Origin of the sequence: Maribacter chungangensis, assembly GCF_042676845.1 — a bacterium.
In the GTDB taxonomy this organism is placed as follows: Bacteria; Bacteroidota; Bacteroidia; order Flavobacteriales; family Flavobacteriaceae; genus Maribacter; species Maribacter chungangensis.
In genome coordinates, this window is record NZ_JBHTHY010000024.1 from 109,082 (window position 1) to 135,775 (window position 26,694).

At 38.5% G+C, this 26,694-nt stretch carries 24 protein-coding genes and 2 tRNA genes; 9 read left to right on the top strand and 17 right to left on the bottom strand.

Annotated elements, in window-relative coordinates; translation table 11 throughout:
• Positions 1-150: 150 nt before the first annotated feature.
• From ACFQZJ_RS18485 to ACFQZJ_RS18505, 5 genes are all read right to left on the bottom strand, one after another.
• Entirely contained in the window at positions 151-813 is a 663-nt protein-coding gene (locus tag ACFQZJ_RS18485; protein ID WP_379936456.1) for an alpha/beta hydrolase, read from the bottom strand.
• A 4-nt stretch (positions 814-817) separates the two neighbouring features.
• Entirely contained in the window at positions 818-1,150 is a 333-nt protein-coding gene (locus ACFQZJ_RS18490; RefSeq protein ID WP_379936457.1) for a hypothetical protein, read from the bottom strand.
• A 3-nt stretch (positions 1,151-1,153) separates the two neighbouring features.
• A complete protein-coding gene (locus tag ACFQZJ_RS18495; RefSeq protein ID WP_379936458.1) occupies positions 1,154-2,413 on the bottom strand; it encodes a dihydroorotase in 1,260 nt (419 codons plus the stop codon).
• Positions 2,414-2,441: 28 nt separating this feature from the next.
• Positions 2,442-4,364 carry a vWA domain-containing protein gene (locus ACFQZJ_RS18500; RefSeq protein ID WP_379936459.1) on the bottom strand — a complete coding sequence of 641 codons (1,923 nt, stop codon included), beginning with the start codon at positions 4,362-4,364 and terminating at the stop codon, positions 2,442-2,444.
• Between the two features lie 289 nt (positions 4,365-4,653).
• A complete protein-coding gene (locus ACFQZJ_RS18505) occupies positions 4,654-5,661 on the bottom strand; it encodes a glycosyltransferase (protein ID WP_379936460.1) in 1,008 nt (335 codons plus the stop codon).
• Between the two features lie 264 nt (positions 5,662-5,925).
• Here ACFQZJ_RS18505 and ACFQZJ_RS18510 point away from each other — a divergent pair.
• Positions 5,926-6,010 (top strand) — tRNA-Ser (locus ACFQZJ_RS18510).
• Positions 6,011-6,297: 287 nt separating this feature from the next.
• Positions 6,298-6,510, top strand: a complete 213-nt coding sequence (locus tag ACFQZJ_RS18515; RefSeq protein ID WP_379936461.1) for an Arm DNA-binding domain-containing protein — start codon at positions 6,298-6,300, stop codon at positions 6,508-6,510.
• A gap of 285 nt (positions 6,511-6,795) precedes the next feature.
• On the opposite strand, the gene ACFQZJ_RS18520 is transcribed toward ACFQZJ_RS18515, so the two are convergent.
• The 3 genes from ACFQZJ_RS18520 to ACFQZJ_RS18530 form a co-directional block, all read right to left on the bottom strand.
• Positions 6,796-8,058, bottom strand: coding sequence for a type II toxin-antitoxin system HipA family toxin (locus tag ACFQZJ_RS18520; RefSeq protein WP_379936462.1), 1,263 nt, complete (start codon positions 8,056-8,058; stop codon positions 6,796-6,798).
• 3 nt (positions 8,059-8,061) lie between these two features.
• Positions 8,062-8,325, bottom strand: coding sequence for a helix-turn-helix transcriptional regulator (locus tag ACFQZJ_RS18525; RefSeq protein ID WP_379936463.1), 264 nt, complete (start codon positions 8,323-8,325; stop codon positions 8,062-8,064).
• Between the two features lie 468 nt (positions 8,326-8,793).
• The gene (locus ACFQZJ_RS18530) at positions 8,794-10,830 is read right to left on the bottom strand and encodes a tetratricopeptide repeat-containing sensor histidine kinase (RefSeq protein WP_379936464.1); all 2,037 of its coding nucleotides are present in this window, start codon (positions 10,828-10,830) and stop codon (positions 8,794-8,796) included.
• 344 nt (positions 10,831-11,174) lie between these two features.
• Here ACFQZJ_RS18530 and ACFQZJ_RS18535 point away from each other — a divergent pair.
• A tRNA-His gene (locus ACFQZJ_RS18535) sits at positions 11,175-11,250 on the top strand.
• 122 nt (positions 11,251-11,372) lie between these two features.
• Here the strand turns inward: ACFQZJ_RS18535 and ACFQZJ_RS18540 are convergent.
• Complete coding sequence (locus tag ACFQZJ_RS18540) at positions 11,373-12,917, bottom strand: M28 family peptidase (protein ID WP_379936465.1); 1,545 nt, start codon at positions 12,915-12,917, stop codon at positions 11,373-11,375.
• Positions 12,918-13,273: 356 nt separating this feature from the next.
• On the opposite strand from ACFQZJ_RS18540, the gene ACFQZJ_RS18545 reads away from it, so the two are divergent.
• A complete protein-coding gene (locus tag ACFQZJ_RS18545; RefSeq protein ID WP_379936466.1) occupies positions 13,274-14,143 on the top strand; it encodes a phytanoyl-CoA dioxygenase family protein in 870 nt (289 codons plus the stop codon).
• A gap of 200 nt (positions 14,144-14,343) precedes the next feature.
• Here ACFQZJ_RS18545 and ACFQZJ_RS18550 read toward each other — a convergent pair whose 3' ends face one another.
• The gene (locus ACFQZJ_RS18550; RefSeq protein WP_379936506.1) at positions 14,344-15,009 is read right to left on the bottom strand and encodes an SGNH/GDSL hydrolase family protein; all 666 of its coding nucleotides are present in this window, start codon (positions 15,007-15,009) and stop codon (positions 14,344-14,346) included.
• 193 nt (positions 15,010-15,202) lie between these two features.
• Positions 15,203-15,658 carry a hypothetical protein gene (locus tag ACFQZJ_RS18555; protein WP_379936467.1) on the bottom strand — a complete coding sequence of 152 codons (456 nt, stop codon included), beginning with the start codon at positions 15,656-15,658 and terminating at the stop codon, positions 15,203-15,205.
• A gap of 110 nt (positions 15,659-15,768) precedes the next feature.
• On the opposite strand from ACFQZJ_RS18555, the gene ACFQZJ_RS18560 reads away from it, so the two are divergent.
• Positions 15,769-16,227, top strand: coding sequence for a hypothetical protein (locus ACFQZJ_RS18560; protein WP_379936468.1), 459 nt, complete (start codon positions 15,769-15,771; stop codon positions 16,225-16,227).
• A 3-nt stretch (positions 16,228-16,230) separates the two neighbouring features.
• Here ACFQZJ_RS18560 and ACFQZJ_RS18565 read toward each other — a convergent pair whose 3' ends face one another.
• Positions 16,231-17,718, bottom strand: a complete 1,488-nt coding sequence (locus ACFQZJ_RS18565) for a S10 family peptidase (RefSeq protein WP_379936469.1) — start codon at positions 17,716-17,718, stop codon at positions 16,231-16,233.
• Between the two features lie 122 nt (positions 17,719-17,840).
• Between ACFQZJ_RS18565 and ACFQZJ_RS18570 the strand changes: the two genes are divergently transcribed.
• Positions 17,841-18,974 carry a Gfo/Idh/MocA family protein gene (locus tag ACFQZJ_RS18570; RefSeq protein WP_379936470.1) on the top strand — a complete coding sequence of 378 codons (1,134 nt, stop codon included), beginning with the start codon at positions 17,841-17,843 and terminating at the stop codon, positions 18,972-18,974.
• A 51-nt stretch (positions 18,975-19,025) separates the two neighbouring features.
• On the opposite strand, the gene ACFQZJ_RS18575 is transcribed toward ACFQZJ_RS18570, so the two are convergent.
• The 3 genes from ACFQZJ_RS18575 to ACFQZJ_RS18585 are packed head-to-tail and all read right to left on the bottom strand — an operon-like array spanning position 19,026 to position 21,035.
• Positions 19,026-19,790: a TIGR02757 family protein gene (locus ACFQZJ_RS18575; RefSeq protein ID WP_379936471.1), complete on the bottom strand. Its 765-nt coding sequence runs from the start codon at positions 19,788-19,790 to the stop codon at positions 19,026-19,028.
• Positions 19,787-20,341, bottom strand: a complete 555-nt coding sequence (locus tag ACFQZJ_RS18580; RefSeq protein ID WP_379936472.1) for a CPBP family intramembrane glutamic endopeptidase — start codon at positions 20,339-20,341, stop codon at positions 19,787-19,789. The genes ACFQZJ_RS18575 and ACFQZJ_RS18580 overlap by 4 nt, the downstream gene beginning before the upstream one ends.
• A gap of 13 nt (positions 20,342-20,354) precedes the next feature.
• Positions 20,355-21,035 (bottom strand): ABC transporter ATP-binding protein, encoded by a 681-nt coding sequence (locus ACFQZJ_RS18585; protein WP_379936473.1) that lies wholly within the window; start codon positions 21,033-21,035, stop codon positions 20,355-20,357.
• 236 nt (positions 21,036-21,271) lie between these two features.
• Here ACFQZJ_RS18585 and folE point away from each other — a divergent pair, with 236 nt between their 5' ends.
• From folE to ACFQZJ_RS18600, 3 genes are all read left to right on the top strand, one after another.
• Entirely contained in the window at positions 21,272-21,871 is a 600-nt protein-coding gene (gene folE / locus ACFQZJ_RS18590) for a GTP cyclohydrolase I FolE (RefSeq protein WP_379936474.1), read from the top strand.
• Between the two features lie 105 nt (positions 21,872-21,976).
• Positions 21,977-22,276, top strand: coding sequence for a hypothetical protein (locus ACFQZJ_RS18595; protein WP_379936475.1), 300 nt, complete (start codon positions 21,977-21,979; stop codon positions 22,274-22,276).
• A gap of 178 nt (positions 22,277-22,454) precedes the next feature.
• Positions 22,455-23,339, top strand: coding sequence for a sterol desaturase family protein (locus ACFQZJ_RS18600; RefSeq protein WP_379936476.1), 885 nt, complete (start codon positions 22,455-22,457; stop codon positions 23,337-23,339).
• Between the two features lie 5 nt (positions 23,340-23,344).
• Here the strand turns inward: ACFQZJ_RS18600 and ACFQZJ_RS18605 are convergent, their stop codons facing one another.
• Complete coding sequence (locus ACFQZJ_RS18605; protein WP_379936477.1) at positions 23,345-23,917, bottom strand: type 1 periplasmic binding fold superfamily protein; 573 nt, start codon at positions 23,915-23,917, stop codon at positions 23,345-23,347.
• A 16-nt stretch (positions 23,918-23,933) separates the two neighbouring features.
• Complete coding sequence (locus tag ACFQZJ_RS18610; RefSeq protein WP_379936478.1) at positions 23,934-26,330, bottom strand: TonB-dependent receptor; 2,397 nt, start codon at positions 26,328-26,330, stop codon at positions 23,934-23,936.
• Positions 26,331-26,694 lie beyond the last annotated feature (364 nt).

Consider the following 26,694-nt stretch of genomic DNA (forward strand, 5'->3'; position numbering starts at 1 on the left):
AATAGATGGTATTCCACGTATTGACAATACGTATGGTATGCTGTTAGAACCCGCCGGGTTGTGTGTGCTATATTACTTGAAAAAGTTTAGTATCGGTCAATGGCTTTTTCCCATATTTTTTGTGGCTAGTGGTAATTTCAGGTTATAAAATTACCCTATCCTAGTCGATAGCCATTCTTTTAGGGAATAGAAGTTTTGAGGAGCAACGCCATGGCCAACCGGAAATTCTTCGAAAACATGATCTATTTTTAGCTTCTTTAATAATTCTGGTGCTCTTTGTGCCCACTCTAGGGGAATCACTTGATCTACCTGCCCATGGGAAGCATAGATATCAAGATCGGAGTAGTTCCCTTTCTCGTAGCCATTTACAAGTATTCCTTCGTTAATGTATCCGCTTAGGGCAATGACATTTTTAATTTTACTAGGGTAGGAGAGTGCTACGGCATAGCTTAATATGGTGCCTTGGCTAAAACCTAATAGGCCAATATTGTCTTTGTCCAAATGATAGGCGGCACAGGCTTCGTCAATAAAGTGCACTATTTTTTCGCGGGAGGTTATGGCTTGCTCATCGTCGCTCCATTTTCCTTTTTCAGCATCAAAATTAATGGCATACCAAGCATAACCATAAGGTTCCAAGGTATAGGGCGCTCTAACGGATATGATACAAAGGGCATCAGGCAGCTCCGCTGCAAAAGAAAAGAGGTCTTCCTCGTTACTTCCATAGCCATGTAACATAAAAAGTACAGGTGCTTTTTTACTGGTTAGGGAAGAAGGTCTAATAATATGTTCTAAAGATAGGGGAGCTGTTGTCATCTGTTTAAGAAATAAAAGTGAACCATTTTTGAAAGTAATCTCCTAGGATGGGAACGGATTGTTTTTTATTGCTAAGTACACCCGAAAAACCATACACCCAGAGTATGGAGTAACATAAGAACAGACCAAAAAAGGAATATATATTGCCCCAGTTGTTGGAAAGAATCCCAAAGGCTATGAACAATAGGTGCAAACCAAAAGCCTGTCTATTGTGGAATCTAGCAAACTGGTGCTTGGGTTCCGTATTCATGGAGATAGCGATAAGTGCGCCAACAATGGTTAAATAGGCTATTATGGCTGTTGTTTTTCCAGCTACTTTTTCATTTTCCTTCGTCATGGCTTAAAAGTTTAACATCAATTTGTTCCGGGCTAAGGTGCCCAAGACCTTTCCTTTTAAGGTTGTACCTAAAAACATACTATTTTTAGAAGCGCTTTGAATATTTGAGGTCGAAAATTGATAGGTCGTGTTGGGTTCAAAAATAGTCAAAGAAGCGGGCATTCCCTCTTTTAGCATGGGCGTTTTCATACCAAAGGTTTCTCTTCCCTTGGTTAAAAGTTCAATTGAAGTCTCTAGGTCCAGTACCGTTTGTAATCCGCCAAAAGCACTTTCTAGCCCAATTGTTCCATGGCTCGCATTATCAAATTCAACTTGCTTTAACTCAATGTTTAATGGTGTATGGTCCGTCGTTACAAAATCGATAGTACCATTTTTAACACCTTTTATCAATTCTTTGCTGTCTGCCTTGGTTCTAAGTGGGGGAAGGGTTTTGAAATTTGTATCGAATTCCCGTAAGGTGGTATCGTTGAACAATAAATTGTGAATGGCGACGCTACAGCTTACGTTAAGACCTTTCTTTTTGGCGGCGGCGATAAGACCAACCGCATTTTTGGTGCTTATCGTGGGTATATGCAATTTGCCCCCCGTATATTCTAAAATGTACAGGTCCCGTGCCACATTAAGTTCTTCTGCAAGCGCTGGAATTCCCTTTAGTCCTAATTGTGTGCTCTCCTCGCCTTCGTTTACGACGCCTTTGCCCGCAATTTTAGTATCCAACGGAAATGAGCATATTGTTCCATTAAACCCTTGGGCGTATTGTAACGCTATTTTTAAAAGGTTGGGATTGGAAACCGCATTTTTGTAGTCATAAAAGCCTACGGCACCCGAATTTTTCATATCAAACATTTCGGCCAAGGATTCACCTTCTCCATTAAAGGTGAGGTTGCCAAGTGGATGTAATCCTGTAAGCTGGTCTTTGGAAGCGTTTTTTAAAAACACAACATCGGAACTACTATCGGGTAGAGGGTTACTATTAGGGTTTAAGACGATATCTGTAAACCCACTTTTTGCCGCACATTGTAGTCCGTTCGCAATGGTTTCCCGCTCCTCGTACCCGGGCTCCCCAAAGCTTACGCCGGTATCGAACCAACCTATACTAACGTGTAGGTCTTTATGTGTTATGACCTGTGTTTTTTGTGGAGGCGTAATGGAACCGGCAATTTTTTCGATGATTCCGTTCACGATCAAGATATCTCTCTTTTTTAAATGTAGTTCCTTATTCTTGGAATCTATGATTTTGGCGGATTTTAAGAGTACTTTCATTTGCCTTGTACGTTGTTTGCGAACTGTTTTATTTTAATACTCGTTGGAATAGGGTTTCTAAAAGGACAAATAGTACCGCTAAAATAGCGAACCATTTCCAAAATTCGTCTATACTGTTTTTCTTTTTGCTTGCCTCAAAAAAGCTGGGTACATTTTGATGCATCTGGCTCTCCGCTACATTCTCAAGGGATAAATAGGACAGTTCACTTTCGGTTCTATTGTAGTTAAAACTGATGTTCCGCAGCGGTACTCCATTGTTCTCTATGCTAAAGGTGCCGTCCGTAGTAGGGTTTTCATTAAATGTAAGGCTTACTTTTTTTGGCAATAGTCTTTGTTGGGGAATAAAAGTTTCCCTTCCTTTCACCAAGGTTAGAATATTGTCCTTTGATAATGAAATAGGAATTTCTACGGTCGTAGGCTCTCCCAATGTGCTGTACAGTTGTGGTAGCTTTAGGCTGTTTATACCCATATTATACAGGGTAGGCACGATTAAAGGAGAGTTTTTAAAGTTGGAATTCTCCGGCGATAGGCTGGCCGAAAAAAAATAGGCGTTTTCCAAACCAGTTAAAAAGGGTGCGCCATTCTGTAGTCCTAATACAGTTGGACTTGTTGTCCGCATGGTGAAATAGCTATTTACTTTTGGATATTGAAAATTAGCGACTCTTTTTTCAAAGACATTTTTGTACACCGGATGGTCAAATACAACATTGGAAACGGCAATTTCCGTATTTATTTTACTATTGTACAACGTGTTGGAGTAGTATTTGGAAAGTTGGTTATACGATGTAATATCTATATCCGAAGCTGGTATCAGAATAATGTTTCCTCCGGTATCGGTATAGGATTTTATAGCAGTGGTAAGTCCTGTTGGAATCGACTTTAGTTCATTTAATATAATAAGGTTGTAGTTGTTTATGGCACCGTAGTTCAGTTGGGCCAAACTACTCGTTGAAAAGGAAAATTCAGGTTCCGTAAATATTTTTGATAGATAGTCCATATCTGCCGTACCAACGCAGAGTACCTTTAATTTTTCTGGTGTATCGATGTTAAAGTAGAATTGGTCGTCATAGGATAGACCATTGTCCGACACTACCACTTTTCCAATAATCGATGCACTTGAAGCAATGGAAAAGCGTACGGTTGCCTTTTTGTTTTGGTTGAATTTTGCCGCGGTCTTAGCAATTAACTTATCGCCATCGTATAAAGAAACGGCAGTGGTTTCTATGTCATCATTTGAAGAAAGTTCGGCGGTAAGCTCTACAATATCGGATTCTATTGTACTAAGATAAACAGAATCAATTGCGATATTTAAACTGGGAGACAGCTTTGGTTTAATAAAGTGGATGCTCGTTTCCGTACCATTTTCCATAGGAACAGGCCCCATGTTGCTCTGAAAATCGGAAATTAGAACGCTATTTTTACTTATGCCAGGCTCCTTTTTAAAATAGGTTTCCGCTGCAAGAAGTATTTCTTCAATGGTAAGTTGATTAGTGCTTGCAGGTAGTTGAAGCAATTCGTTCCGTATATCCTGTAAGTTCACATCCGAGTATACCTTGTTATTTGTGAACAAGGTAAAACGTTGCTCCTCGGGGATGTTCTTAATCAAATCCTGTACCGTGTTCTGCAAGAGTGTACTGCCTTGAAGTTTGGTCTGCATGCTAAAGGAATTGTCCAAATAAAACACATGCTCCTTTTCTTTCAACGCAATGCTATCTGCCTTAAAAGGTTGTGCGAAGGCCAAAACAAGGGCGGTTATTATACCCATCCGCGTAAAAAGCACGAGCCATTTTTTTATGGAACTACTCTTTCTAGACTCCGAAACTACCTTTTTAAGCAGTTTTACGTTGGTGAACGGTGTTTTTTTAAACTTCCTAAGCTGAAAAAGATGGATGATAATTGGAATGACTAGAAGTAGTAGCGCCCAAAGAAGTTCTGGATATTTAAACTGCATTCCTGTTTTTAATTATGTAAAGATACTTATTTTGAAGGTATCAACTTTCGCGAAGTAGCGTTAATATTTCATTGGCACCGCCAAAGGGTTTGATACTTCGAGGCTTGCCTCGAAATTAAAAATCGTTTTCTTATGTAATGCCACGTGGGCTTGCCCCGTAGTTTACTATTCCTTCAATAATTTAGATACAGCCTTTTAAGGTATGGGTTTGGGACTATAACTTTATTTTATATCAAGCTGGGATGAATGGAATCCTATTTAGCGGATTAACATTATAGATGTTAGGAACTTAGCAGAAAAAAAAGTAATCCACCATGTTAGATTTCCCTAAATGTGAGAGATACTTTCTCATGGTATTTTGCTCCTCTGCATTGGCTACGGTGATGATGCTTTGGAAATCATCTATATCTTTCAGTTTATGAAACGAAATCAAGGGAACTTCATAGATTTCTTTGCCAATCTTCTTAGGGTTATCGCAGACCCAGGTAAAATGGATACCTTCGTTTTGAAGTAATTGTGCCATTTGCTTACCTTTTTTTCCCGCCCCCCAAATGATTAACGACTTATTTTGGTCGTAATGGAGTTTGAGGAAATAATGTAGTTTAATTTCTAGAAAATAATTTTGTGCATAATGCGCACTGGTGCGTGAAGTGCGGGAATCGTAATCTCGCCATAAAAGCAGCACCTCACTACAAGGTATGATTTTAAGACCTATTTCGTAAAACCTAAACGTAAGGTCATAATCCTCAGGATAGCGTTCTGGTTCAAAAGCGTTACAGGCATCCAAATCGGATCTGTGTAACATCCAACAAGGGGAGGGAACCACACATTCTTTATATAATTCCGAAAAATTAGTGCCCATGGTAGTTAAACCGTTCAGCCATTGCTCGTAACGTTCATAGCCATTGCTTATACCGCGTTCCGAAAAATAACGCACCTGGCCTACGGATAGATGTCCAATTCCATTTAGGTTCAAGTCTTTTACCATCTGCTGTACCCGAGAGGGCTGCATGATATCGTCCGAATCCATTCTGGTGATAAGATGGCCCTTACTTTTTGTATAGGCAGTTCGCAAGGCTGGTATAATTCCGCTTCCTTGATTGGGATAGGTTTTTATTCTGGAATCCTGTTCCCCAAAGTTTGTAACAATTTTAAGGCTGTCGTCGGTTGAGTTGTCGTCTATAGCAATAACCTCCCAATTCGTATAGGTTTGTGCAAGTATAGAATCCAAACATTCTTTTAGGTATGTCGATGTGTTTTTGTAAGGGATAAGAACACTAACTAATGGCCGAGTCATTATAACGATTTGAAATAAGGAAAAGCAAACTACTATGGATTGTTTAAGTATCCAATCTTTAGGGTAGTTTATTTTGATTGATAATGGGCATAAGCCGTAATGTACTACTCCACACGTGTCTCTTTCTGTTTTTTAGTCTAGAAAATCAACCAATCGGTTTCTTTGCTCGAAAACATTTCAATTAATTTACTGAAAAGGTTTTAATAGCTAGAAAAAGCTTTCTATATTTGCACCCGCATTCAGGGAATACCTGATGAGACACTTGGAGAAATGGCAGAGTGGTCGAATGCGGCAGTCTTGAAAACTGTTGAGGGTCACACCTCCGGGGGTTCGAATCCCTCTTTCTCCGCTTAGATTTATTCAAAATCGACGAAAGTCCTGTAAACTCAATGTTTATGGGACTTTTTATTTTACCAAAAACATCAAAAAATGTATAAAAAACCATTCTGTGGGTGACCTATTAGGTGACCGTTTTATAACCTTAATTAGGTCACCTAATTGTCTATAACTATTTATAAATCAGTATAACATATCAGTTAAAAGACCTCTAATTTTTGTATATTAATGTATAATTAAAGGTCACCAGAATGACCAAAATATTTGGATTATTAGTCTAGTGAAAAAAGAGTAAAGTAGATGCACAGGGCAAAATGCCCTATTTACCGACGTATTACCATAGATGGTAAGCGTACAGGGATTAGTACAAAACGTACCATTGAGATTGAGAAATGGAGCGTTGAAGCCAATAAAGCGATTGGAAGAACAGAAGATATACGAGAGATAAATGCTTATTTAGATTCACTTACTACATTAAGTATATCAAAGCCAAAGAGGCTTAATTTAAAATAATAAGGAGGTTACAACCGAAACCCTAAGAAACAAGTTTTTAGCTGGCGATGGTAAAGTTGGCATCAGAATATGTATATGTTCTTTGCCCTTAAGGAAGTGGCGCATCGAAACCATTCACTTTATCTCTAAATACTTTAACATCTTCTTGTAAAATTCTTTCTGAAATTTCTTCACCAGGATATAGTTCAGAAAGACCTTCATTGAGGGTTCTTAATAACTCTTCAAAGCCCTAAGATCAATAATCCAGAATAGTATATCTCAAATGTGCGTGCTTGCTATTTGCCATTATTCTATTCTTTTTATTTCTTTTTGAATTGCTTTGATTATGTTCTCAGGTATCTCTAATTCACCAGCAATCTCTATCCATCTTGGAATCAATGCCTGCACCTCCTCAATAATCCCTTTAGGGTTTTTAATAACAAATTCTTCGGCAATCGCTAGCAAGTCCTTTAAAGTAATCTCAGTACGCTTTCCATTAATAGACAAAGCTCTAGAGGTAGTTTTAAATGTAAATAGCGGATTAAGTGCATAGGTCAAATCATAAGCAGGGCCTAAATTCCACTTGTTTTCTTCTTTGTTATAGATAAAACTGTGGTTCTTTAAATGGTCGTCTACGTTTCTAAATACGACATTAAATACCATACGCTTAAAGAGTTGTTGTAAATCTTTATGCGGGACTTCTAGTCCTAAGGCTACCTTGAAAACATTCTCATACGACGAGTTCTCCGGTTGACTTTTAAAATCCCAACCTGTTAAACCTGTTACGGTTAATACGTGCTGTTTTTCTCCGTGTTGTCTATCATATCTAAGTGTGGCGAAGTGCATATTTTCAATAAGCTTAGAAGGCATTATATCTATACCCGCTTCTTGTGCTAATAAATAATAGGCGTATTCCACTTTTTCTTTGTTATAGCCATCGCTCTCATCAAGGTGTAGCTTTACTAGATAGTGGTTGTAGTCCGCGCTTGTTTCTCTATCCCCAGCTATAATTTTACCAGTTTCTTTATGTTCGGATATTAAGATTTTAGGTCTAGCTCCACCAGCTGAAGTCCCTATTTTGAAAACGTTAAGTAAAGACAATTCATCAAGGGCTGCCCCAGATGTATCTTTTTTTAGTTTCAATACCTTTTCTAAAATAGTAATGATTTCATCAATATTTATAGATGTGGTATTTGGTAGTTCTTTCACAGGTTTGTATTCCAAAGCACCCATACCACGATCCGCTACGTAAGCCAACTGTTCCAAAGGTGTCACTTTTTGGATACCTCTTGCTGTTAACCATTCTTGAAAAATAATATTTCCAAAGGTGTCTGGCAGGGAATCGGCTATCATTGGTGGTAAGCCCTGAAAGGTATCTTGTTGATATTCGGTAAAAACTTGCGCTGGTTTGGTACGTTTGAAAATAAAGGGAAAGAGTTTTGAGTATTTCCCCGAATCCAAAAATTCAGGATTGTATTGAAAAAATGACTTACCCTGATCGATATCATAGCCTAGTTTACCAATTTCTTGACCAAAAGCAATAACATCTATGATTTTATCTCTAGCCATCTATTAATAGAGTGAAATGTCGTTTTGTTCATCAACAACTTGATTAACGCCTTTAAAAATGGATTGTAGTAAGCCGAAATGATTGGCAATTTTTAAAACAGTATCCAAAGTGGCGTTTTTACCGCTTTCAAATTTCTGAATCGTATATCTAGACAACCCCAAAGCATCGCCAAGATCTTGTTGAGACATATCGAAACTTTGTCTTTTCGTCTTACAAAGCTCGCCCAGCTTTGATTTCACGTCTTTGATTGTAATAGAATCAATCATAATTGTTTATTATATTACACAAATATAATTAAAATAACTAAAATGTGTATTATAGTAAACATGTTGTTTTTAAAAGTTTTAATAAGACGAAAAAAAATAAGTAATTAGAAATATACAAAATACCTTCATTTGAATTCAAATGGGGGCAAAACCTGTAAGAATTCCCAAACTTTTGTAAAAAAAGGGGCGAATTTGGTGGATATATAATTTGATGTGGCTTTTAAGCCACGAAAACAGGGACAAATTGAGATTCTGGATAGTTCCTCTTTCTCCGCTTGGAGCAAAGCTCGATTTTCTTCTGAAAATCGAGTTTTTTGTTTTTTTGACTTAAAATTTCGGTTTTGTAGGTTTAAGTGAATCAACAAACATTCGTGATAAAACCAAGAAGTGAACAGCCTTGAATACAATCATTAGTGCATTTCGATACGGGTTAAAACCCAAGGCTCTCGCCTGGAATAAAGATGGTGATTAGACCAAGGGTTTCCGAGAAAACCGAACAGAAAAAACACTTCCTTTTCCAACGGTGCTTTTGACCCAAATATCCCCATTGTTCTTAAGAACCATTTCCTTGCACAGTTTCAAACCTAGGCCCGTTCCCCGTTCATTGTTAGTGCCAAAAGTTGTATGATAATCTGATGGGTTAAAAATCTTGTTTACCACATCTTCTGACATTCCAATACCATTATCTTTAACTTGGACTACCACTGTATCTTCTTCTTGGTAGGATGTTAACCAAATATGCCCATTTTGCGGTGTAAATTTAAGCGCATTGCTAATAAGGTTTCTGAAGATTATTCTAAAGTGATCGGCGTCGGCAACAAGGGTTAAATCATCAAGATTCTCTTTGTTGATGATAATTGATTTTTTATCCAAGATATCCCTGAAAAGAACTTCAATAAGGAACAATTCTTCTTTGACATTGATTTGAACAGGATTCAACGGTTCTCCTTGCATCTGTGTTTTACCCCAATTAAGCAAGTTGTCAACGGTAAAATGGATATGGTCTACATCTTTTTTTAATTTGGGGGCAAACCTATAATAATGTTGAATACCTGTTTCGTCTTGCAGCGCAAGTCCAAGTAGTTGTTTCAAAGAAACAATAGGACCTCTTAAATCATGACCAATAATGGAGAAAAGTTTATCCTGATTGTTGTTAATTTTATTAAGTTCATCTTGTTTTAAAGCTAAGCTTTTACGTTGTGACTCTAATTCCTTATTTAACTTTCTTTCTGTTTTATTTACTTGAAACACCAAAATGGTAATAAAAATGGTACAGACGAGACCTAAGCCTCCCCATTGAACATATTTTTTCTGTTCCATAATTTTCTTTTCACTTTCGCGTTTTATTGCCTCTTGGTCTTCCTCAAAAATTAATTTTGCTTTTAGCATCGCAATATCGCGAACACTTTTTTCCTTAAATATGGAATCCTTGTAACCTTGCGATAATTCTAAAAAAGAAAGAGCGGTGTTTAATGATTTTTTTGTTTTATATAATTGATATAGTGCATGGTAAGATTGCTCTAATCCTGTTTTGTAATTCACTTTTTTAAATAACTGAACCCCCCCGTTTAAAAATTGCTCCGACTTGTTAAGATTGTTCAAGGCTAAATGAGAAGTTCCAAGCCCCTTTAAAACGTTACCGTTGTTTCTAGCATCGTTCAAGGTTTTATAGTATGGCAGAGCCATGTTAAAATACTCTATGGATTTTTCAAAATTACCGAATTGTGAGTATACCTCGCCAAAAGTGAGGTAAACTATAGGTAATAGTGCTACTATTTGCTGATTTTCCAGTGTAGGAAGACTCTTTCTAAGGAAATCTAATGCGGTAGTTGAATCGTTCTTCTTTAAATATAGGTATCCAAGGTTACATTGGATACCGGCTTTAATAATACTAGTATCACTGTCACCTATGCTATCTAAGGCAATTTTATAGTAATAGGCAGCGTCGTCATATTCTTCCAGTAAAGAAAACAAGGTGCCTAAGTTGGAGTTGATTTTAATAATTAAATCAGTGTTATTTGTTTGTTGCGCCAACAATAATGATTGATATAAGTTTTTATAGGACTCTGGATAATTATTCAAAGAAAAATAGATTTGCCCTATGATGTTATAAATGTTGGCTGCTAGTTCTGGGTTGTCGTCGTTGGCAATGTTGTTTAAAACTTCGTTGTTGTAATTTAAGGAATTTTCAAAATTACCGTTGATGAGTTCAAAAATTGCCAAGTTTGCAAGCGCATCGTTTTCTCCTTTTTTATAATTGATAGCTCTACTTAAGCTCAATGCTTCTTTAGATAGTATACCCAAGGAATCTGTTCCGTAATGCTTTAATCTTGAGCTTAATTTATTAAGTAGAATTATATAAGAAGTATCTCTAGGCGTAAAAGCTTTAGTTTCCTTGAGGTTGTTAATTTGTTCTTTATAAAATATAATACTATCGAATTGCGCTTTTACGCAAAGACTAAAGGATAGTATAAATAAAAAAAAAAGAACCCTTTTCTTGAACATGCAGTAATAAATAAAAAGTGTGACGCACTTACAGATTTCCTGAAAAACCCTACGTTAAATGTAGTTAAAATAGTTGTATTCTTGAGGCTCTTTACATTTTTATCCTAGATGTAGGGTATGTATTCTATTACCTAAGAACATATAGGGTTTGACGTGATTTTTAAATCTGATTTTGATTACGGCCATCTGTGTATAAATAATTCATTGATGTACAGTATTATACTGTTAAGACAACTATAATCAAAATATAGTAGTTATTTTAACGGTGTAAATATAATTCTCAATTCTTTCTTTTTATTTTGAAAAGTATTTTAAAAAAATTACCTTCGCACTCGCTTACAAATGGTGGTTGTAGCTCAGCTGGTTAGAGCATCGGTTTGTGGTACCGAGGGTCGCCGGTTCGAACCCGGTCTTCCACCCTAAACAAGCTCATTAATCCTAAGGTAAAACTTAGGATTTTTTGTTTCTATCAACCTTTGGATTATGGTATAAAAGAATGCCCATCTTAGCTTTGATGGACATTCTTTTTGGGGTTTTTTCGGCTATTCTACCGGCTTATCTACCATAACGGCTTTATCGCGGTTTGCTATTTCCCAAGCGGTATGGAAAATGAGCCTGGTTCTATTCTCCAATAAGTCGTAGTTTATTTTATCGGGGGTGTCACCTGGTTTGTGATAATCATCATGTGTTCCGTTAAAATAAAATATAATGGGGATATTATTTTTTGCAAAATTGTAATGGTCGCTACGGTAGTAAAACCGATTTGGGTCGTTTTCGTCATTATAGGTATAATCGAATTCGATATTGGTGTATTTTGCGTTGACCGCCTCGGATAACTCGTGCAATTCCGTACTTAATTTATCGGATCCAATTAAATACAGATAGTTTCTTTCTCCCTCTCTTTTTGGGTCGATCCTACCGATCATATCTATATTTAGGTTCGCTACAGTTTGGGATAGGGGAAAAATAGGTGCTACATCTGTATAATACAAGGACCCCAGCAAACCTTTCTCCTCTCCCGTTACGTGCAAAAATACAACGGAACGTTTTGGGCCGTTACCGGCATCTGAGGCTGCTTTGAACGCTTCGGCTATTTCTAACATGGCAACAGTGCCGGATCCGTCATCGTCCGCTCCGTTGTTTATTTGTCCGTCTGCATTTACACCTATATGGTCCAAGTGGGAGGAGATAACAACGTACTCATCGGGTTTTTCTGTTCCTTTTATTACCGCCACTACGTTTTCCGAGTCTATAGCTTCTGAATTCCCTATTATATCGGATGCTACCTTACTGTTCAAAATTCGTGGGTTGTTGTCTGTTAGTATATCAGGTAAAATTGCCTTTACCATGGTGTCGCTTATACTTGCGCTAAAACCAGTTTTGCCTAAACCTTTCACGCTCATTCTACCGGAGGAGCTATTTTTAGATCTGTTATAGTAGGCCAACACTCTTGGAAATAATGTAGGGGAATACAATAGAACTCCTTTTGCCCCTTTGTCCATAATAAACTGTATCCTACCCATGGGGTCTTTGCTCCATTTAGAAGGTTCTTGCGTACCTGTTAGGAGATATGTACCATCACTATTGGTAGGTTCGCCATCCTTGATCAAAACCAATTTGTCCGTTACATCTATATTTTTAAAATCTGAATACCCTCCTTCTTCAATTCCATAAGAAGCATAAACGATTTCGTTAAAATTTGCACCTGCATCATTAAAACTAACAAAATCCTCACCCAAGGTAAAGGAAGTGCCGTTAATCATGAGCGATCCTGTTGGCATTTGAGCTACTTCTAAGGGCACCTTTTGGAAGTAATCGCCATTTGGTTTTGCCGCCGGAACAACCATTTTTTCGTATTCCGCTTTCAAATAGGCTACTGCCTTTTTTTGCCCAGGTGCACCAGTGTCCCGTCCTTCGAACTCATCTGAAGCGTAGACGTATAAGTGCTCCTTTAATTCTGCCTCCGTAATAGTTTCGGCATAGACCTCTTGGCTTGCCGCTTGTTTTACATTAGGAGCCACGGTTTTTTGAGAAGAGTTGCAAGCCAAAAACAGGCCAAGGATTGTAATGGATAGTGTTTTTTTCATTTTTGTTATCAATAAAATTTCTCAAAAATAAACAAAAGAAACAGAGAGTGTACCGTTCATTGAAATAATCAATTTGTATTTTGTGTTCACAATCATAGAGACAAAGCTTAGATAAAGATAACTTGATTAGATTTTACCGTCCATGAACTTTTGTTGGCCGGTTGAACGAACTGCGTTCGGTTGTAAAAAAAATTGCGCATGCATGCCGGGGAATCGGCGGATTAAATAAATTTCAAATGGTTATCTTTTTCTGATGTAGTACAACAATGTTTGTATTGTTCTTTTGATAAAACTAAAATGGTAGGTATTGTAAAATTTTGTTACTTTTAAGAGTTAATCATCATATTAAAGTGATTATGGTAAAGGATTTAGCAGACGTACATGCGTTGGTCTCCGAACTGTTCAAATGGCCAACAAACGATGCGGAATGGGAACCGTATCGGTTGTCCGAGGCACAGGTGCAACATTTTCATGAATTTGGATTCGTGTCCGGCATCAAACTTTTGGATAGCAAGGTTATTGGTCAATTGCGTGCAGAATTGGACCAATTGGTTGATCCTAAACACCCTGGCAACGCTCTGTTTTACGAATTTCATAGTAATGAATCTGGTAATTCCGATAGTGTTTTGTTCCACTCATTGGGACATTGGAGAATTACGGAAGGTTTTCATGATGTTTTATGGAATCCTGCATTTGTAATGGCGGCACATCAGTTACTGGAGCAAAAACCGGTTCGTTTTTGGCACGACCAGTTGTTCTATAAACCTGCCGAACATGGTGGGGTTGTGGCATGGCACCAGGACTATTCCTATTGGACCCGTACCATAGCCATGCAGCATTTAACCTGTTGGACGGGTTTAGATGATGCTACAGAAGAAAATGGCTGCTTACAATATATACCCAAAAGTCACAAATGGGGACTTTTAAAAGCACCCGAGCTGGCTGGGGATATGGAAGGGCTGCTGGCCTATTTAACAGAGGATCAAAAAAAGGAATTTAATCCGGTTCCGATTGAATTAAAAAAAGGATATGCTTCCTTTCACCATCCTCTGTTGGTACATGGATCTTATGAAAATAAATCTAAAAGGCCCAGGCGGGCATTTGTATTGAATGCGTTTGCAGATGGTACGGTAAGCAATACCAACGATGAACTTTTAAAAGGAGTGCCGCCTGTAAAGAAAGGCGATAAAATGCAAGGGAAATTTTTTCCTTTGCTTTATCCCTAAAAGTAAATAATGCCCTACATAACCAAGGAAGCATCTTGGAGCAGGTTTAAACAGATGTAGACAAGATGATATTTAAGAGTTGTCTAAACTCTCTGTAATAATCTATGTTATCTCCATATTGTTTACAATATTCGTACGGGTGCCAATAAGAATAAAAATCTATTTTTTAACTGTACCCTACTGGCAGCTAATGCATTAAACTACTCTAAAGCTTTTTTAATTGCAGCTTCTACCAAAGGCTCCATCACTTGGTAACCTGCTATAGTAGGGTGTACTTCGTCCTCGGCATATTTTTTGGGGAGTCCGTTACGTTCATCTGCCATCGCGGAGAAATAATCCAAGTAGAGATGACCTTTTTCCTTTGCATATTCCTTCAGTAAAGCGTTTAAGGCTATTATTTTTTGGGCCGGTTCCAACCCAGGTTTCCACGGATAATCGTAAACAGGGAGCGTTGAAGACAGCACTACTTTGATATTGTTCGTATGTGCTAGTTCCGCCATATTTTTAATATTATCAACGATCATTTCAATCGTAGATGGACCTGTGTTTCCCGCTATATCATTAGTTCCGGCCAAAATAACAACAACTTTTGGCTTTAAATCGATAACGTCTTGGCGAAATCGAATGAGCATTTGCGGGGTGGTCTGGCCACTGATACCTCTGTTTATATAAGGTTTATTTTTAAAAAACATAGGACGTGAATTTAACCATCCAATAGTGATGGAGTTTCCCATGAAAACCACACGGTTTGGTTCTATTTCCGTAGTGCTGATCAGCGCATTGGCCTCTTGGAACTCTTTTAAATTCGCCCAATCTTGTGCCGGTTCTTGCGCGGTAATTTTTTGAATTCCAAAAAGTGAAGCCATCAATCCCATTACTACCATTATTTTTTGTTTTCTCATCGTTGTATTTATTTACCTGGTTTTGTTTTTCATTGGCACCGCCAAAGGGTTTGATACTCCGAGGCTAGCCTCGAAATTAAAAATCGTTTTCTTATTTAATGCCTCGTGGGCTTGCCCTGAGGTAGTTTACTTATTCCTCAACTATGGTCATACCATTTTAGTTGTCGTATACTGCTCTTCGCTCTTCGGGGTTTAACGGTAAACTAGCGATTATTTTCTCTTTAGTAGGTCTTTGCACAAATAAATAGGCAAGTAGGCATAGGGCAATGACCAAGGGCAGGGCATTTCCTGTTGCATAATAGACGAATAAAGCTATGATTGTAGGGGCTTCTATTAATGCGTATTTTATAATCGATGCTGTTTGATAATGATTAAGTTTAACTTGTAACGCATCGGATTCCAGTACTTTGGATATCATTTTATTAAAAAGTATTTGACTGCCAAAGTAGCCCAGCAACGCAACGGCCGGGACTAAATAGAGTAGGGTGCTGTTTGTATTTATATCGGCATTGAATCCATTGTTTTGGACAAAGGCAATGAAAGAAAACAGCGTAAGACCTGTAACAAGGAATATATGAATTAATTTGAGAGTTTGAAGAAACCGCTTGATCATATACTTTAATTTAAATGACTAAGATAGTTCATTAATTTTTTGGTCCTTTGTTATTTTGAATTTAGTGAATAAAAGGCTTTACCATAAGTTTTAATACATTTGCACGTATCATGGGCAAAATTTCAACAGCAGTTATTGTATTTTTTTGGATTACAAACTCTTACGGACAGTTGGAGCAAGACAAGGCACTGCATTTTCTGGGGGGTAATCTATATGGCTTGGTAGGGGCCGGTGTTGCCTCGCAAATATCCAAGGGTAACAGGACTTGGACCTTTGCGGGTTCTCTCGGAGGAAGTTTACTCATAGGATTGGCAAAGGAAGCAATAGATCAGAATCAATATAACGGTTGGGACAATGCCGATTTGTTGGCTACGGTTTTGGGAGGCGCCTCCGTAGGGGTAACGATAGATATATTTAAACAAAAGAAAAAAAGAAAGCGCGATGCCCTATACAAACAGGCCATTGACCATGTTGAACTCATCGCGCCTTTAAAAGTGAATACGATAGCGGTTCAGGAACCCCTGAGTCTACTGGGCATCTCTAATCGCGTACGTATTAGTATTCCTTAAACCTTAGTACTTTGCACTCTTACCGTTTGCCAAGCTTTTTGCAATAAACTCACGTATATCGTCATTGGAATTTTTTAGATCCTCTCTTCTCAGGTACATCATGTGGCCAGAACGATATCCCTTAAAGGTAAAACGATCCTTCATTCTCCCGCTAGGGTCTATTTGCCACATGGTATATTTTGCATTAAAATAAGTGGTTGCACCGTCATAATAGCCAGATTGCACCAATACTTTTAAATAGGGGTTCTGGGCCATAGCTTGTCTTAAATCGTCTCTGGTGGTATCATTTTCATTGTTCCAAGGGCGCACCGGGCCAAACATATTATATTTAATATCCGTTTTAAAATTTAGTTCCTCTTGAAGATAATAATTAATGGCCGGCGTAAAACTATGTAACCACGAGGTCAGCTCTGCACTATAATCTGGACGCATTCCCATGTTCTGCCTGTCAATTCCCAAGTATCTGGAATCCAGTCTACCTATATTGTAATCTCCTTTGTCCTTTAATAGGTTTTTCCAGAAATAGGATGTTGTGACCTCTAAATTCATATCCAAAACCTCCTCTTCCGAAATACCCGAATAGTAGGCAACTTTTTTGGCAACACTTCTTTTCTCTTCATCGGATATAAATCCGCCTTTAGCAATCGCCGGAATGAGCGTGTTGATGGTGTATTCCTCGGATTCCGGTAATATTTCCAGCAAATCTTTTTGCTGTAATGCGGGCGGTAAAACCTTATGATGCCATGCAGCTGCTGTGAAATAGGGTAGGTTTAAGGCCTGTGAAACAGGACCATCTTCCCTAATTACCTTATAATCTGCCGGGGAAACCATGATTACGCCATTTAAATACATCCATTGTTGGTCTTGCAATGCCTTTGCAAGACCCATGACCCGCGTACCGCCGTAGCTTTCACCAATTATGTATTTAGGGGAACGCCATCGGTTATTCCTGGTTACGAAGGTATTTAGCCATTCTGCTAGATATTTAATATCCGCATTGATACCAAAAAACTTGGAGCGATCAACCTCTTTGCCCGTTTCTGGGATGGTACGTGAATAACCTGTATTTGCAGGGTTTACGTAGACGATATCCGTAACGTCCAATACAGAAAATGGATTTTCCTTGACCCCGTAAGGCTGCACCGGATAGCCTTCGTCGTCTATTTTTAACACTCTGGGACCTGTATAGGCCAAATGCATCCACACGGAGCCGGAACCTGGACCTCCATTAAAAGAGATCAGTAAGGGTCTGGAGGCACGATCTTTTACATTATTGCGTGTGTAGTAGGTATAATGCAGCGCGGCGGTAGGTTCGCCGTTTTCGTCCCAAACGGGTTGGGTGCCTGTTTGGGCCGTGTAATTGATAGCGGTACCGTTTATGGTAACGCTGTGTTGTGTGGTAACAACAGTATCGACCGGTAATTTCCTGTTTTGGGAAATGCCACTTAGCGTAACAAGAACGGTAAGTAACAAAATGTAATTTGTTTTCATGGTTTAAATAGAATTAGTCAGCCTTAAAAATACAGAAATATCAACATATACCCCCTTATAAAAACCCTTTTTTAAGTGCGAATAATTCTTATCTTTAGAATGTACCATATACCTGATGACCAATGAAAAAAGTTACAAGAAGAAGTTTTGCAAATACCTTGGGAAAGGGTATGGCGGCGACAGCCCTCATTAGTCCCTTATATTCCTCGTTAGCTTACAGTACCACCACTACAAAAAAGTTAGGAGTAGCACTTGTTGGGCTTGGTAGCTATAGCACCTATCAATTGGCGCCGTCCTTACAAGATACCGATTATTGTTATTTGTCCGCCATTGTTACCGGTACAAAGGAAAAGGAGCAATTATGGAAGGAAAAGTACAACCTCGCAAAGGATTGCATCTATAATTACGGGAATTTTGATACTATCATTGATAATCCAAAGGTGGATATAGTGTATGTAGTGCTGCCCAATAGTATGCATGCAGATTTTTGTATACGTGCCGCAAAAGCCGGAAAACACGTTATTTGTGAAAAACCTATGGCTATGAACGTAGCAGAGTGCGATGCAATTATTAAGGCCTGTGAAGATAATAATGTAAAACTTAGTGTAGGATACCGAATGCAATCGGACCCATATACCAAAGAGGTAAAGAAATATGTTATGGAAAAAACCTTTGGGGATGTAAATTTTGTGTCTTCCGATGCTGCCTATATCTCACAGGGTAATCCAAATCAATGGCGTTTGAACAAGGCCTTGTCCGGCGGTGGAGCCTTAATGAATATGGGCGTGTATTCCATCCAAACATCTATTTATGGTACAGGAGAAAATCCGATATCCGTAACTGCGCAGGAGTTTAGTACACGACCAGGGTATTTTAAGGATACCGATGAAACGATCACCGCCCAGTTCGAGTTCCCTAACGGCGCTGTAGGTCACATGATGACCTCCCATAATATAAACGGCAATAGATTAAAAGTACATGGTGACAAGGGCTGGTTTGAGTTGGACCCGGCGCATAGTTATGGACCCATAAGCGGAAGAACGTCTGCCGGAACGGAAATTAAATTTCCACTTAAAATGCAAATGGCCCTTCAAATGGATGATTTTGCCAAACATATTCAGTTAGGGACCACAAATATGGCGCCTGGGGAAATGGGTAAAAGAGATATGATTATTGTGGAGGCTATTTACAAATCGATAGCCGAAGGTGGAAACAAACAGCTGTTGGATTTGGGAACTATGGGAATAGTGAGCTGAACCACCTTGGTTTTGACTTATTATCCTTTCTAGTACACTCTAGTACACGTCTTAAAATTTCTCGAACACACCCAAGCCAAACAATGCAAAGTCGTATTTTACGGGATCGGCAGCATCCAGTTTTCTGAGCGCTGTATCTAGCTCGGCCAGTGCCTTACCATCGTTTTGTTTTCGTTTTAAAAGTTTTAGTTTTCGTGCTACATTACCGGAATGCACATCTAGCGGACAGGATAATTTGGAGGCGGGTATATTTTTCCAAAGACCAAAATCTACTTGAGTACTGGCGTCACGCACCATCCAGCGTAAAAACATATTAATACGTTTGGCCGCTGAACCTCTTAGCGGGTCGGAAACGTGTTTAGTTGTTCGTGTTTCATGTGGGAGCTCAAAAAATACTTTTTTGAATTTAGAAATGGTAGGTTGTAGACTATCTTTACCTTGATGTGTGGTAAAAATAGCTTCTAAACCCTTATGTGCAGCATATACATTGCGAAGACTTTTTATGAAGTATTGAAGGTCCGTTCCATTAAATGTTCGGTGCACAAAACTGCTTAGTTTTTCCAGATCGGCGTCGGTATGGTTCAATACAAAATCATAAGGACTTTGCTCCATAATGTCCATTAAAAGCTGGCCATTATTTATGATGCTTTTGCGATTGCCCCATGCAATAGTGGCCGTTAAAAAGGCGCTGATTTCAATATCTTCCTTGTTTTTGAATTGATGTGGAATTTGGATAGGATCGCTTTTTAAAAAGCTTGGATGGTTGTATTGCATCACTTTTGCATCTAAAAACTCTTTTAGTTCGCTTTTTTTCATTCTAAAGGTATTTCTAAAAATAAATAAACAAGTAGTGGGGCTGTGAGCACTAAATTATGTGCTGCATGTAGTAATATACTCCAAAAAAGCCCCAATTTTATCCGAATATAACCTAAGAAAACACCTGCGGAAAGCTGTGGTGAAACTAAAATTGGTATCGCCCAGTATTGGCCTTCTATCGTTGAATAATTACTAATGTGTATGACACCAAAAAGTAAAATGGAGACATAGTAGGCATATTTAAAATGGGCAGGATTTTTAAAAATTGTCAATGGTGCCCTAAACAGGAGTTCTTCTAGAATCGGGGCTAAAACTACCGCCAATAAAAGTACTGTGAAAAGGGAGTAGTTCTTAAACAATTCGTCCACGGCATGGTCTCCAAAATCCAAATCGAAAAGTTCGGAAAAGCTGCCTATCAGTAGCCCAAACAGGATACTCAAAAATACCATAGTACCAAGTAGGCGAACGAACAAAGTATTACGTTCCTCGCTAGTTGCCTCCAGCTTTTCATTTGTTGGATGTTGTAAAAATCCCCAAACCGCTGCAATCATTTGGTTTAAAGGTTTAGGCAGATACCGTAATGCTATCCACTATTTTTCCATCGACCATGGTTAGTTTTCTGTCGGCCATTTCGGCAAGTTCCTTGTTATGTGTAACAATAACAAAGGTCTGTCCGAATTTTTCGCGCAGTTCAAAAAATAAACGGTGCAACTTATCCGCACTTTCAGAATCTAGATTGCCACTGGGTTCATCGGCAAAAATAATCGCAGGGTTATTAATAAGTGCTCTGGCTACGGCAACACGCTGCTGTTCTCCACCGGATAATTCCGCAGGTTTGTGGTTGTGCCTTTGCGAAAGTCCCAGAAAATCCAACAGTTCCTTTGCCCGTTTTTCTGCATCGGATTTGCTTGTTTTTTTTATAAAGGCCGGCAAACATACATTTTCCAAGGCCGTGAACTCGGGCAATAATTGATGAAACTGAAAAATGAATCCAATATGTTCGTTCCTAAATTTAGCTAGGGCCTTGTCATTTAGGCTTGTAGTTTCCGTTCCATTTACCAGAAGTTTTCCTTCTTGTTTATTGGAAAGTCCGTCTAAGGTGCCCAAAATTTGAAGTAGGGTTGTTTTTCCGGCTCCAGATGCGCCAACAATCGATACGATTTCACCTTTTTTAATATGCAGGTCTACTCCTTTGAGCACCTCTAAATTTCCGTAATATTTATGAATATTGGAAGCCTTTATCATTGTTTGGTATCTTAAGAAGTGAAATTAGACAATGGGTAGGACATTACAAAATAAACCCATAATAGACAGTTCATATTACGTAAAACAGATTTCAAATTTGAAAAATTCGTGTCAAGGTGTAAGACTTTGGTTTTTGTAACGTCTTATTGAACATTTTTAATCGTTAATTAGCGCATACTATTAAATTAATCTTTAAATTTGTTTAAAGATTAATTAAATACCCTAAACAAAAAAATATGTCTCCATATAAGAACCTAGAAGAGTATAATTTAGAGATTACGGATGAAGTTAGAAGTAGGTATTCTTCCATTATAGATGAAATCGGCGAAGATGTTTCGCGCGAAGGATTAGTAAAAACACCCGAGCGAGCTGCAAAAGCCATGTTGTTTTTAACTCAGGGGTATAAGCAAGATGCAGTGGAGATTTTAAAGGGGGCCATGTTCAAGGAAGATTACGATGACATGGTTATTATAAAGGATATTGAACTATATTCTTTATGTGAGCATCACATGTTACCTTTCTTTGGTAAGGCCCACATTGCGTATATCCCCAACGGACATATTGTAGGATTAAGTAAAATCCCCCGTGTGGTCGATGTTTTTGCCCGTAGGTTGCAAGTGCAAGAACGCTTAACACATGACATATTGGAGTGTATAAACGAAACGTTACAGCCAAAAGGTGTTGCTGTTGTTATAGAGGCCTCCCACATGTGTATGATGATGCGTGGTGTTCAAAAACAGAATTCGGTAACTACGACCTCAGGATTTAGAGGACAATTTGAGAAAATAGAAACCAGAAACGAATTTTTGAAACTTATCAGCTCTAACCTTTCCTAAACAGGAATCTAGGATACCTACTTTTTTAGACATCGAAAACATAGATTAATATTTTTTTTGGCATCTTTGTTATAATACAATCTTTGGATTTTTAAGTAATTACAGATGTCGAATACTAAAGATAAAAAATACAAACATCTATTTCTGGGACTTCTTTTTGATGCAATTGGAATGCTTTCTTTTGCCTTACCTTTTATTGGTGATTTTTCGGATGTCCTATGGGCACCATTGGCGGGTTGGCTAATGACACGGATGTACAAAGGTAAAATTGGGCAAATTGCGGGAGTTGTAGCCTTCGTTGAAGAAATTATTCCAGGTCTCGATGTTGTTCCAACATTTACCATAATGTGGGTATACACATACCTGATAAAAAAAGACAGCCCTAAAGCGACTATTGAAGTGTAAGTTTTACTGGTGTATGCCTACAAATACAATGTACGCGCCAATGAATAAAATGTTCTGATGTTTTAGGTGCGAACTTCCAACGTATGATGTTGTTTATATGTTTACGTTGCGTTGACCTTAAAAGAATAATAAGAGATAGTATACTTGGTTCGTTTGATATAAATTAAAAATAGTAGTAATGAACGCGCTTTGGGAAATATTTGTTTCCGCTATAGACGGTAGCCTTGAGTGGACATGGAAATCAATAATTTTTGAAGTGCCTTGGTACACGAATTACTTTTGGGGACTCATTGTAATTTCTTTACTGGTTTGGGGGCTGGAGATTCTGTTTCCATGGCGTAAGGACCAGTCTATATTCAGAAAAGATTTTTGGTTGGACGCAGGTTACATGTTTTTTAATTTTTTTGCTTTTAGCATTGTCATTAGTGGCGTGTATGGCATTTTGGAAGTATTGTTTAATGGTGTAGGAATACATCTGGATTCTCTTTCTTTGATTCCCATATCTTCCTTGCCACAATGGTTGCAACTGCTGGTTTTCTTTATATTATTGGATTTTGTACAATGGTTTACCCATATCCTGTTGCATAAATATCCATTCTTATGGCAATTTCATAAAATACATCACAGTGTTAAAGAAATGGGTTTTGCGGCTCATCTTCGGTATCACTGGATGGAAAACATCTTTTATAAGCCTTTGAAGACTATTGCTGTTATGCTTTTAGGTGGTTTTGAGCCCGAGCAGGCTTATATTGTACATTTTATAGCCATAACCATAGGGCATATTAACCATTCCAATGTGAAAATTTCATGGGGCCCCTTGAAATATATAGTAAATAACCCGGTGATGCATTTGTACCATCACGCCTATGAACTACCAGAAGGAAAATTTGGGGTCAATTTTGGAATCAGCCTTAGTATGTGGGACTATATTTTTAAAACCAATTATATTCCGGAAGAAAGCGGTAAGGTGCCTTTAGGCTTTAAGGGGGATGAAGAAGTGCCCAAAGGATTTTGGAAACAAATAACCTTCGGTCTGGGTAAATCCAAACCGAAGGATATCTAAATAAATTACTCAACTACGACATTAAAGGTCTGGGCTATATCTGTTTCTCCCCCGGCATCCGCTAACGTGCCATCATTTGGTTTTTTAGGCTCATGACGTAAAGTTACCTGTAAGGCTCCAGTTCCGGCATCGCCTGTGGTAAGGGTGAAACGCAGTCCTAATGGGTTTCCGTCGCCATCTTCGTCTGCGTACGCTGTGCTTGTAATGGCACCACTTGCATTAAAGAAAAACTGATGTTCGTCATCCTCCTCGGCAACCTCTAGCGTTATATCCTCTACAGGTGATTCTGTTTCGTTTAAGAGTACAATGGCACCTGTATATGTAGTGTTAGCGGCTAAATTTCCGGTTGTGATTTCTGGGGCATTTGGTCCGTCTCCATCCAAGTCCCTAGTTTGTAAGGTAACCGTGTTAGCGCCTTCGCTCAAGGTTATTGTCATAGTTGTAATTACTTCTTCCTCATCTACTGCATCTGGGTTGTCATCATCATTGGAACAAGCGAGAGTAAGTAAACCAATACTTAATAAAGCTAAGGATTTTCTAAGTTTCATCTGTGTTTGCACTTTTTTTGTTGTTTTCATTTGATAAGGATTTATATTAATAGTTATAGATAATACGTAAGCTTATATTTCTACCTAGATCGTCTACGAAATAGCGCAGCCGGTTTAGGTAATCGCGATAGGAAGTATTTAAAAGATTGGTTACCCTTAGGCCAAGTTTTAAATCATCCTTATTGCGAATAGAATGTGAAGTTTCTGCATCAAACGCCAGCAGATGATAGGCTGCTGGGGGTGTATTGATAGCGAGTTCCACTTCTTGTTGCTGTTCTGGGGAGAACACAAAAATGTTATCAGGAAACCGTTGTTGTTCAAATACATACATGCTTTCCAGTCCAAGTACTAAGTTTTTTAGTTTAGGATTTCGGTAGGAAATACTATTGTTAAGGTTAGCTGGGGGCATATTGATCAAAGGGATATCGGTACTTACATCCGTACCCCTTACCCAAGAGAATTTATGACCGGTACTTAGTTTTGAGGTCCAGTTGTAGTATACCGATGCGTCTAAACCAAAAAGTTGCGCATTGGTTTGCCTATATGCCCATACCGGAAAGGCACCTCTAATGGTGAATTCGACACCAGTAGGCTCCAAAATAATAAAATTGTTTATCGCATTTAAGTAGGGAGCTATAGTGTAACCCCATTTGGAACTGTTTTTTTCTATCGATAGGGATATTTTGGAAGACGTTTCACTGGTAGTCCTTAAATCCCCGAGTTCTATACGAGCAGCAGAATGGTGCAGCCCTTCACTAAATAGTTCTGATGGATTTGGTGCACGTTGTCCCAGTGAATAGTTAAAACGAAGTTGGGTCTCCTTTCCAAAATCATATTCAAAGCCCGTGGTGGCCGAAATATTGTTAAAGTTGAATATAGGGTTTGTCAATAGCTGAGTGCCCAAATCTTCAATTAAAATGTTTGCAAAATCGGTATCATATCCACGTTCCTCCCATCTAGATTTTCTGTAGAATTTTTTGGCATCTACACGGGAATAGTCATACCTAATGCCGGCGTCTAGTACTAAGTTTTTGGTTGTCTGGTATTCCGCCACGGCAAAAGCGCCAAAATCAAATTTCTTATAATCGGGTATCAAGCGTCTAACACCAGTAGCCGGATTTGCAAAGTTATTTTGAAATCTACCCATTAATCCGGTTTTAACCTCTAGTCCATCTTTGGAATCAAACCTAAAATCGGTCAAAACGGAATGGGTGGTTAAACTTAGATCTAATGAAGCTTTATCGGCATCGTCACCGACCCTAATATCGTATTCCAGTCGTCGATTTTTTTGAAAATCATATTGAAGATTCCATTTGCCCAAACCCTCAAACCGTCTATAATAATTCAGTTTACCAAGATGGTGGCTTACTTCTTGGTTGGGTCTTTCTACGTCATAGCTAAAATCATTAATAACATTGGGTTGTTGACTATTGATGGATTGTATAAGATCGTCAACATTACCAATATGGGAGGCCCTTAAAATTCCAATATCCGAATCAAAATAGGAATAATACGCCTCCCAGCCTTGTATAAAATCTCGTTTACCTACGGAAAATGAAACACCTGTTTCCAAAATTCCCGTATTGGATAGCAGATAATCCGGAGCTTCTAGGTCTCCAAGTTTTTTAAACGAGCCTTGTCCTTTAATGTATAATCCTGAATTGTAGGATTTGGTCAAAGAAGTAGTAATGTTTCCTCCGCGACCATTTGAAAAAAGATTGGTTTGTGTTTTCCCGTAAAGTGAATCTGTACGAACAATCGGCAAGGGGTTCATAATAATTACCCCTCCTATGGCATCACCGCCATATTCCAACGCAGCTGCACCCTTTACGACGCTAATGTCTTGGTTGGCGTTAATATCTACGTTGGGCGCATGTTCTTCTCCCCATTCCATATCCTGCATGCGAACGTTATTGTTTAAAACTAGCACTCTACTGCCCATAAGTCCTTGGATAACTGGTTTTACAATATTTGCACCTGTATTTAGCGAAGAAACTCCCGTTAAACTCTTTAATGCATCGCCAAGACTGTTACCGCTATATTTCTCGACTTCTTGCAGGGATAAATGTCCCTCTTGTGCAGAGGATGTATTAGTGCTAATTGTTCCTGTGACTTTAACTTCATCCAACTCTTCTAAATGATGTTCCAATAATATTTTTTTATAGGAGTCACCGCTTATGGTTACGACAACAAACTTGGTAGTGCACTCCGGATGCGAAACTTCTAGCTCTAAAACACCATCGCATAGATTCTCAAACCTGAACTTACCTTCATTAGTGGATACCGTTTGTTGGTTTTTTCCTGTAATGATTATGCTTGCCCCGGCTAGGGGAGTGTTATCATGGAAATCTATAATTTCCCCCAAAAGGATCGACTCACAATTTTGAGCTGCACTTGTAAGCCCAAAAAGGCATACAAACACTAGTAGCATACTATGTTTCATTATATGAATATTACGGGTAGAAAAGGCAATGGTATTTTGCCTCTAAGCGGTTCTGATATTGGAATATTATATCATGCTTGGCGGCGGCCTGCCAAAGAAACTAGAGCGTAGATAGGAAGAAAGTAGAACAGCTGAATACACGGTTACCTGTTCTTTGATCTCTAGGTAAAAAAATGGTAATGTACTAGTTTCTGCTGAAGGCGCTAGTATTTCTGTTTGCTGATTTTTGACGGCTAATTCGCAAATTGCGCAATTCTCTATGTCATCCGATATATTATCTTGGTGTGAATATGCATGAAAAGACGATACCTTGAAAAGCATCAAGGTAAACAGGAGTGCCGCTATGCAGTTAGAAAATAGTTTT

Bases quoted from the DNA above. Each gene is read 5' to 3' on its own strand.
- ACFQZJ_RS18485 (WP_379936456.1), bottom strand. From the start codon at position 813: ATGACAACAGCTCCCCTATCTTTAGAACATATTATTAGACCTTCTTCC.
- ACFQZJ_RS18490 (WP_379936457.1), bottom strand. From the start codon at position 1,150: ATGACGAAGGAAAATGAAAAAGTAGCTGGAAAAACAACAGCCATAATA.
- ACFQZJ_RS18495 (WP_379936458.1), bottom strand. From the start codon at position 2,413: ATGAAAGTACTCTTAAAATCCGCCAAAATCATAGATTCCAAGAATAAG.
- ACFQZJ_RS18500 (WP_379936459.1), bottom strand. From the start codon at position 4,364: ATGCAGTTTAAATATCCAGAACTTCTTTGGGCGCTACTACTTCTAGTC.
- ACFQZJ_RS18505 (WP_379936460.1), bottom strand. From the start codon at position 5,661: ATGACTCGGCCATTAGTTAGTGTTCTTATCCCTTACAAAAACACATCG.
- ACFQZJ_RS18515 (WP_379936461.1), top strand. From the start codon at position 6,298: ATGCACAGGGCAAAATGCCCTATTTACCGACGTATTACCATAGATGGT.
- ACFQZJ_RS18520 (WP_379936462.1), bottom strand. From the start codon at position 8,058: ATGGCTAGAGATAAAATCATAGATGTTATTGCTTTTGGTCAAGAAATT.
- ACFQZJ_RS18525 (WP_379936463.1), bottom strand. From the start codon at position 8,325: ATGATTGATTCTATTACAATCAAAGACGTGAAATCAAAGCTGGGCGAG.
- ACFQZJ_RS18530 (WP_379936464.1), bottom strand. From the start codon at position 10,830: ATGTTCAAGAAAAGGGTTCTTTTTTTTTTATTTATACTATCCTTTAGT.
- ACFQZJ_RS18540 (WP_379936465.1), bottom strand. From the start codon at position 12,917: ATGAAAAAAACACTATCCATTACAATCCTTGGCCTGTTTTTGGCTTGC.
- ACFQZJ_RS18545 (WP_379936466.1), top strand. From the start codon at position 13,274: ATGGTAAAGGATTTAGCAGACGTACATGCGTTGGTCTCCGAACTGTTC.
- ACFQZJ_RS18550 (WP_379936506.1), bottom strand. From the start codon at position 15,009: ATGGCTTCACTTTTTGGAATTCAAAAAATTACCGCGCAAGAACCGGCA.
- ACFQZJ_RS18555 (WP_379936467.1), bottom strand. From the start codon at position 15,658: ATGATCAAGCGGTTTCTTCAAACTCTCAAATTAATTCATATATTCCTT.
- ACFQZJ_RS18560 (WP_379936468.1), top strand. From the start codon at position 15,769: ATGGGCAAAATTTCAACAGCAGTTATTGTATTTTTTTGGATTACAAAC.
- ACFQZJ_RS18565 (WP_379936469.1), bottom strand. From the start codon at position 17,718: ATGAAAACAAATTACATTTTGTTACTTACCGTTCTTGTTACGCTAAGT.
- ACFQZJ_RS18570 (WP_379936470.1), top strand. From the start codon at position 17,841: ATGAAAAAAGTTACAAGAAGAAGTTTTGCAAATACCTTGGGAAAGGGT.
- ACFQZJ_RS18575 (WP_379936471.1), bottom strand. From the start codon at position 19,790: ATGAAAAAAAGCGAACTAAAAGAGTTTTTAGATGCAAAAGTGATGCAA.
- ACFQZJ_RS18580 (WP_379936472.1), bottom strand. From the start codon at position 20,341: ATGATTGCAGCGGTTTGGGGATTTTTACAACATCCAACAAATGAAAAG.
- ACFQZJ_RS18585 (WP_379936473.1), bottom strand. From the start codon at position 21,035: ATGATAAAGGCTTCCAATATTCATAAATATTACGGAAATTTAGAGGTG.
- folE (WP_379936474.1), top strand. From the start codon at position 21,272: ATGTCTCCATATAAGAACCTAGAAGAGTATAATTTAGAGATTACGGAT.
- ACFQZJ_RS18595 (WP_379936475.1), top strand. From the start codon at position 21,977: ATGTCGAATACTAAAGATAAAAAATACAAACATCTATTTCTGGGACTT.
- ACFQZJ_RS18600 (WP_379936476.1), top strand. From the start codon at position 22,455: ATGAACGCGCTTTGGGAAATATTTGTTTCCGCTATAGACGGTAGCCTT.
- ACFQZJ_RS18605 (WP_379936477.1), bottom strand. From the start codon at position 23,917: ATGAAAACAACAAAAAAAGTGCAAACACAGATGAAACTTAGAAAATCC.
- ACFQZJ_RS18610 (WP_379936478.1), bottom strand. From the start codon at position 26,330: ATGAAACATAGTATGCTACTAGTGTTTGTATGCCTTTTTGGGCTTACA.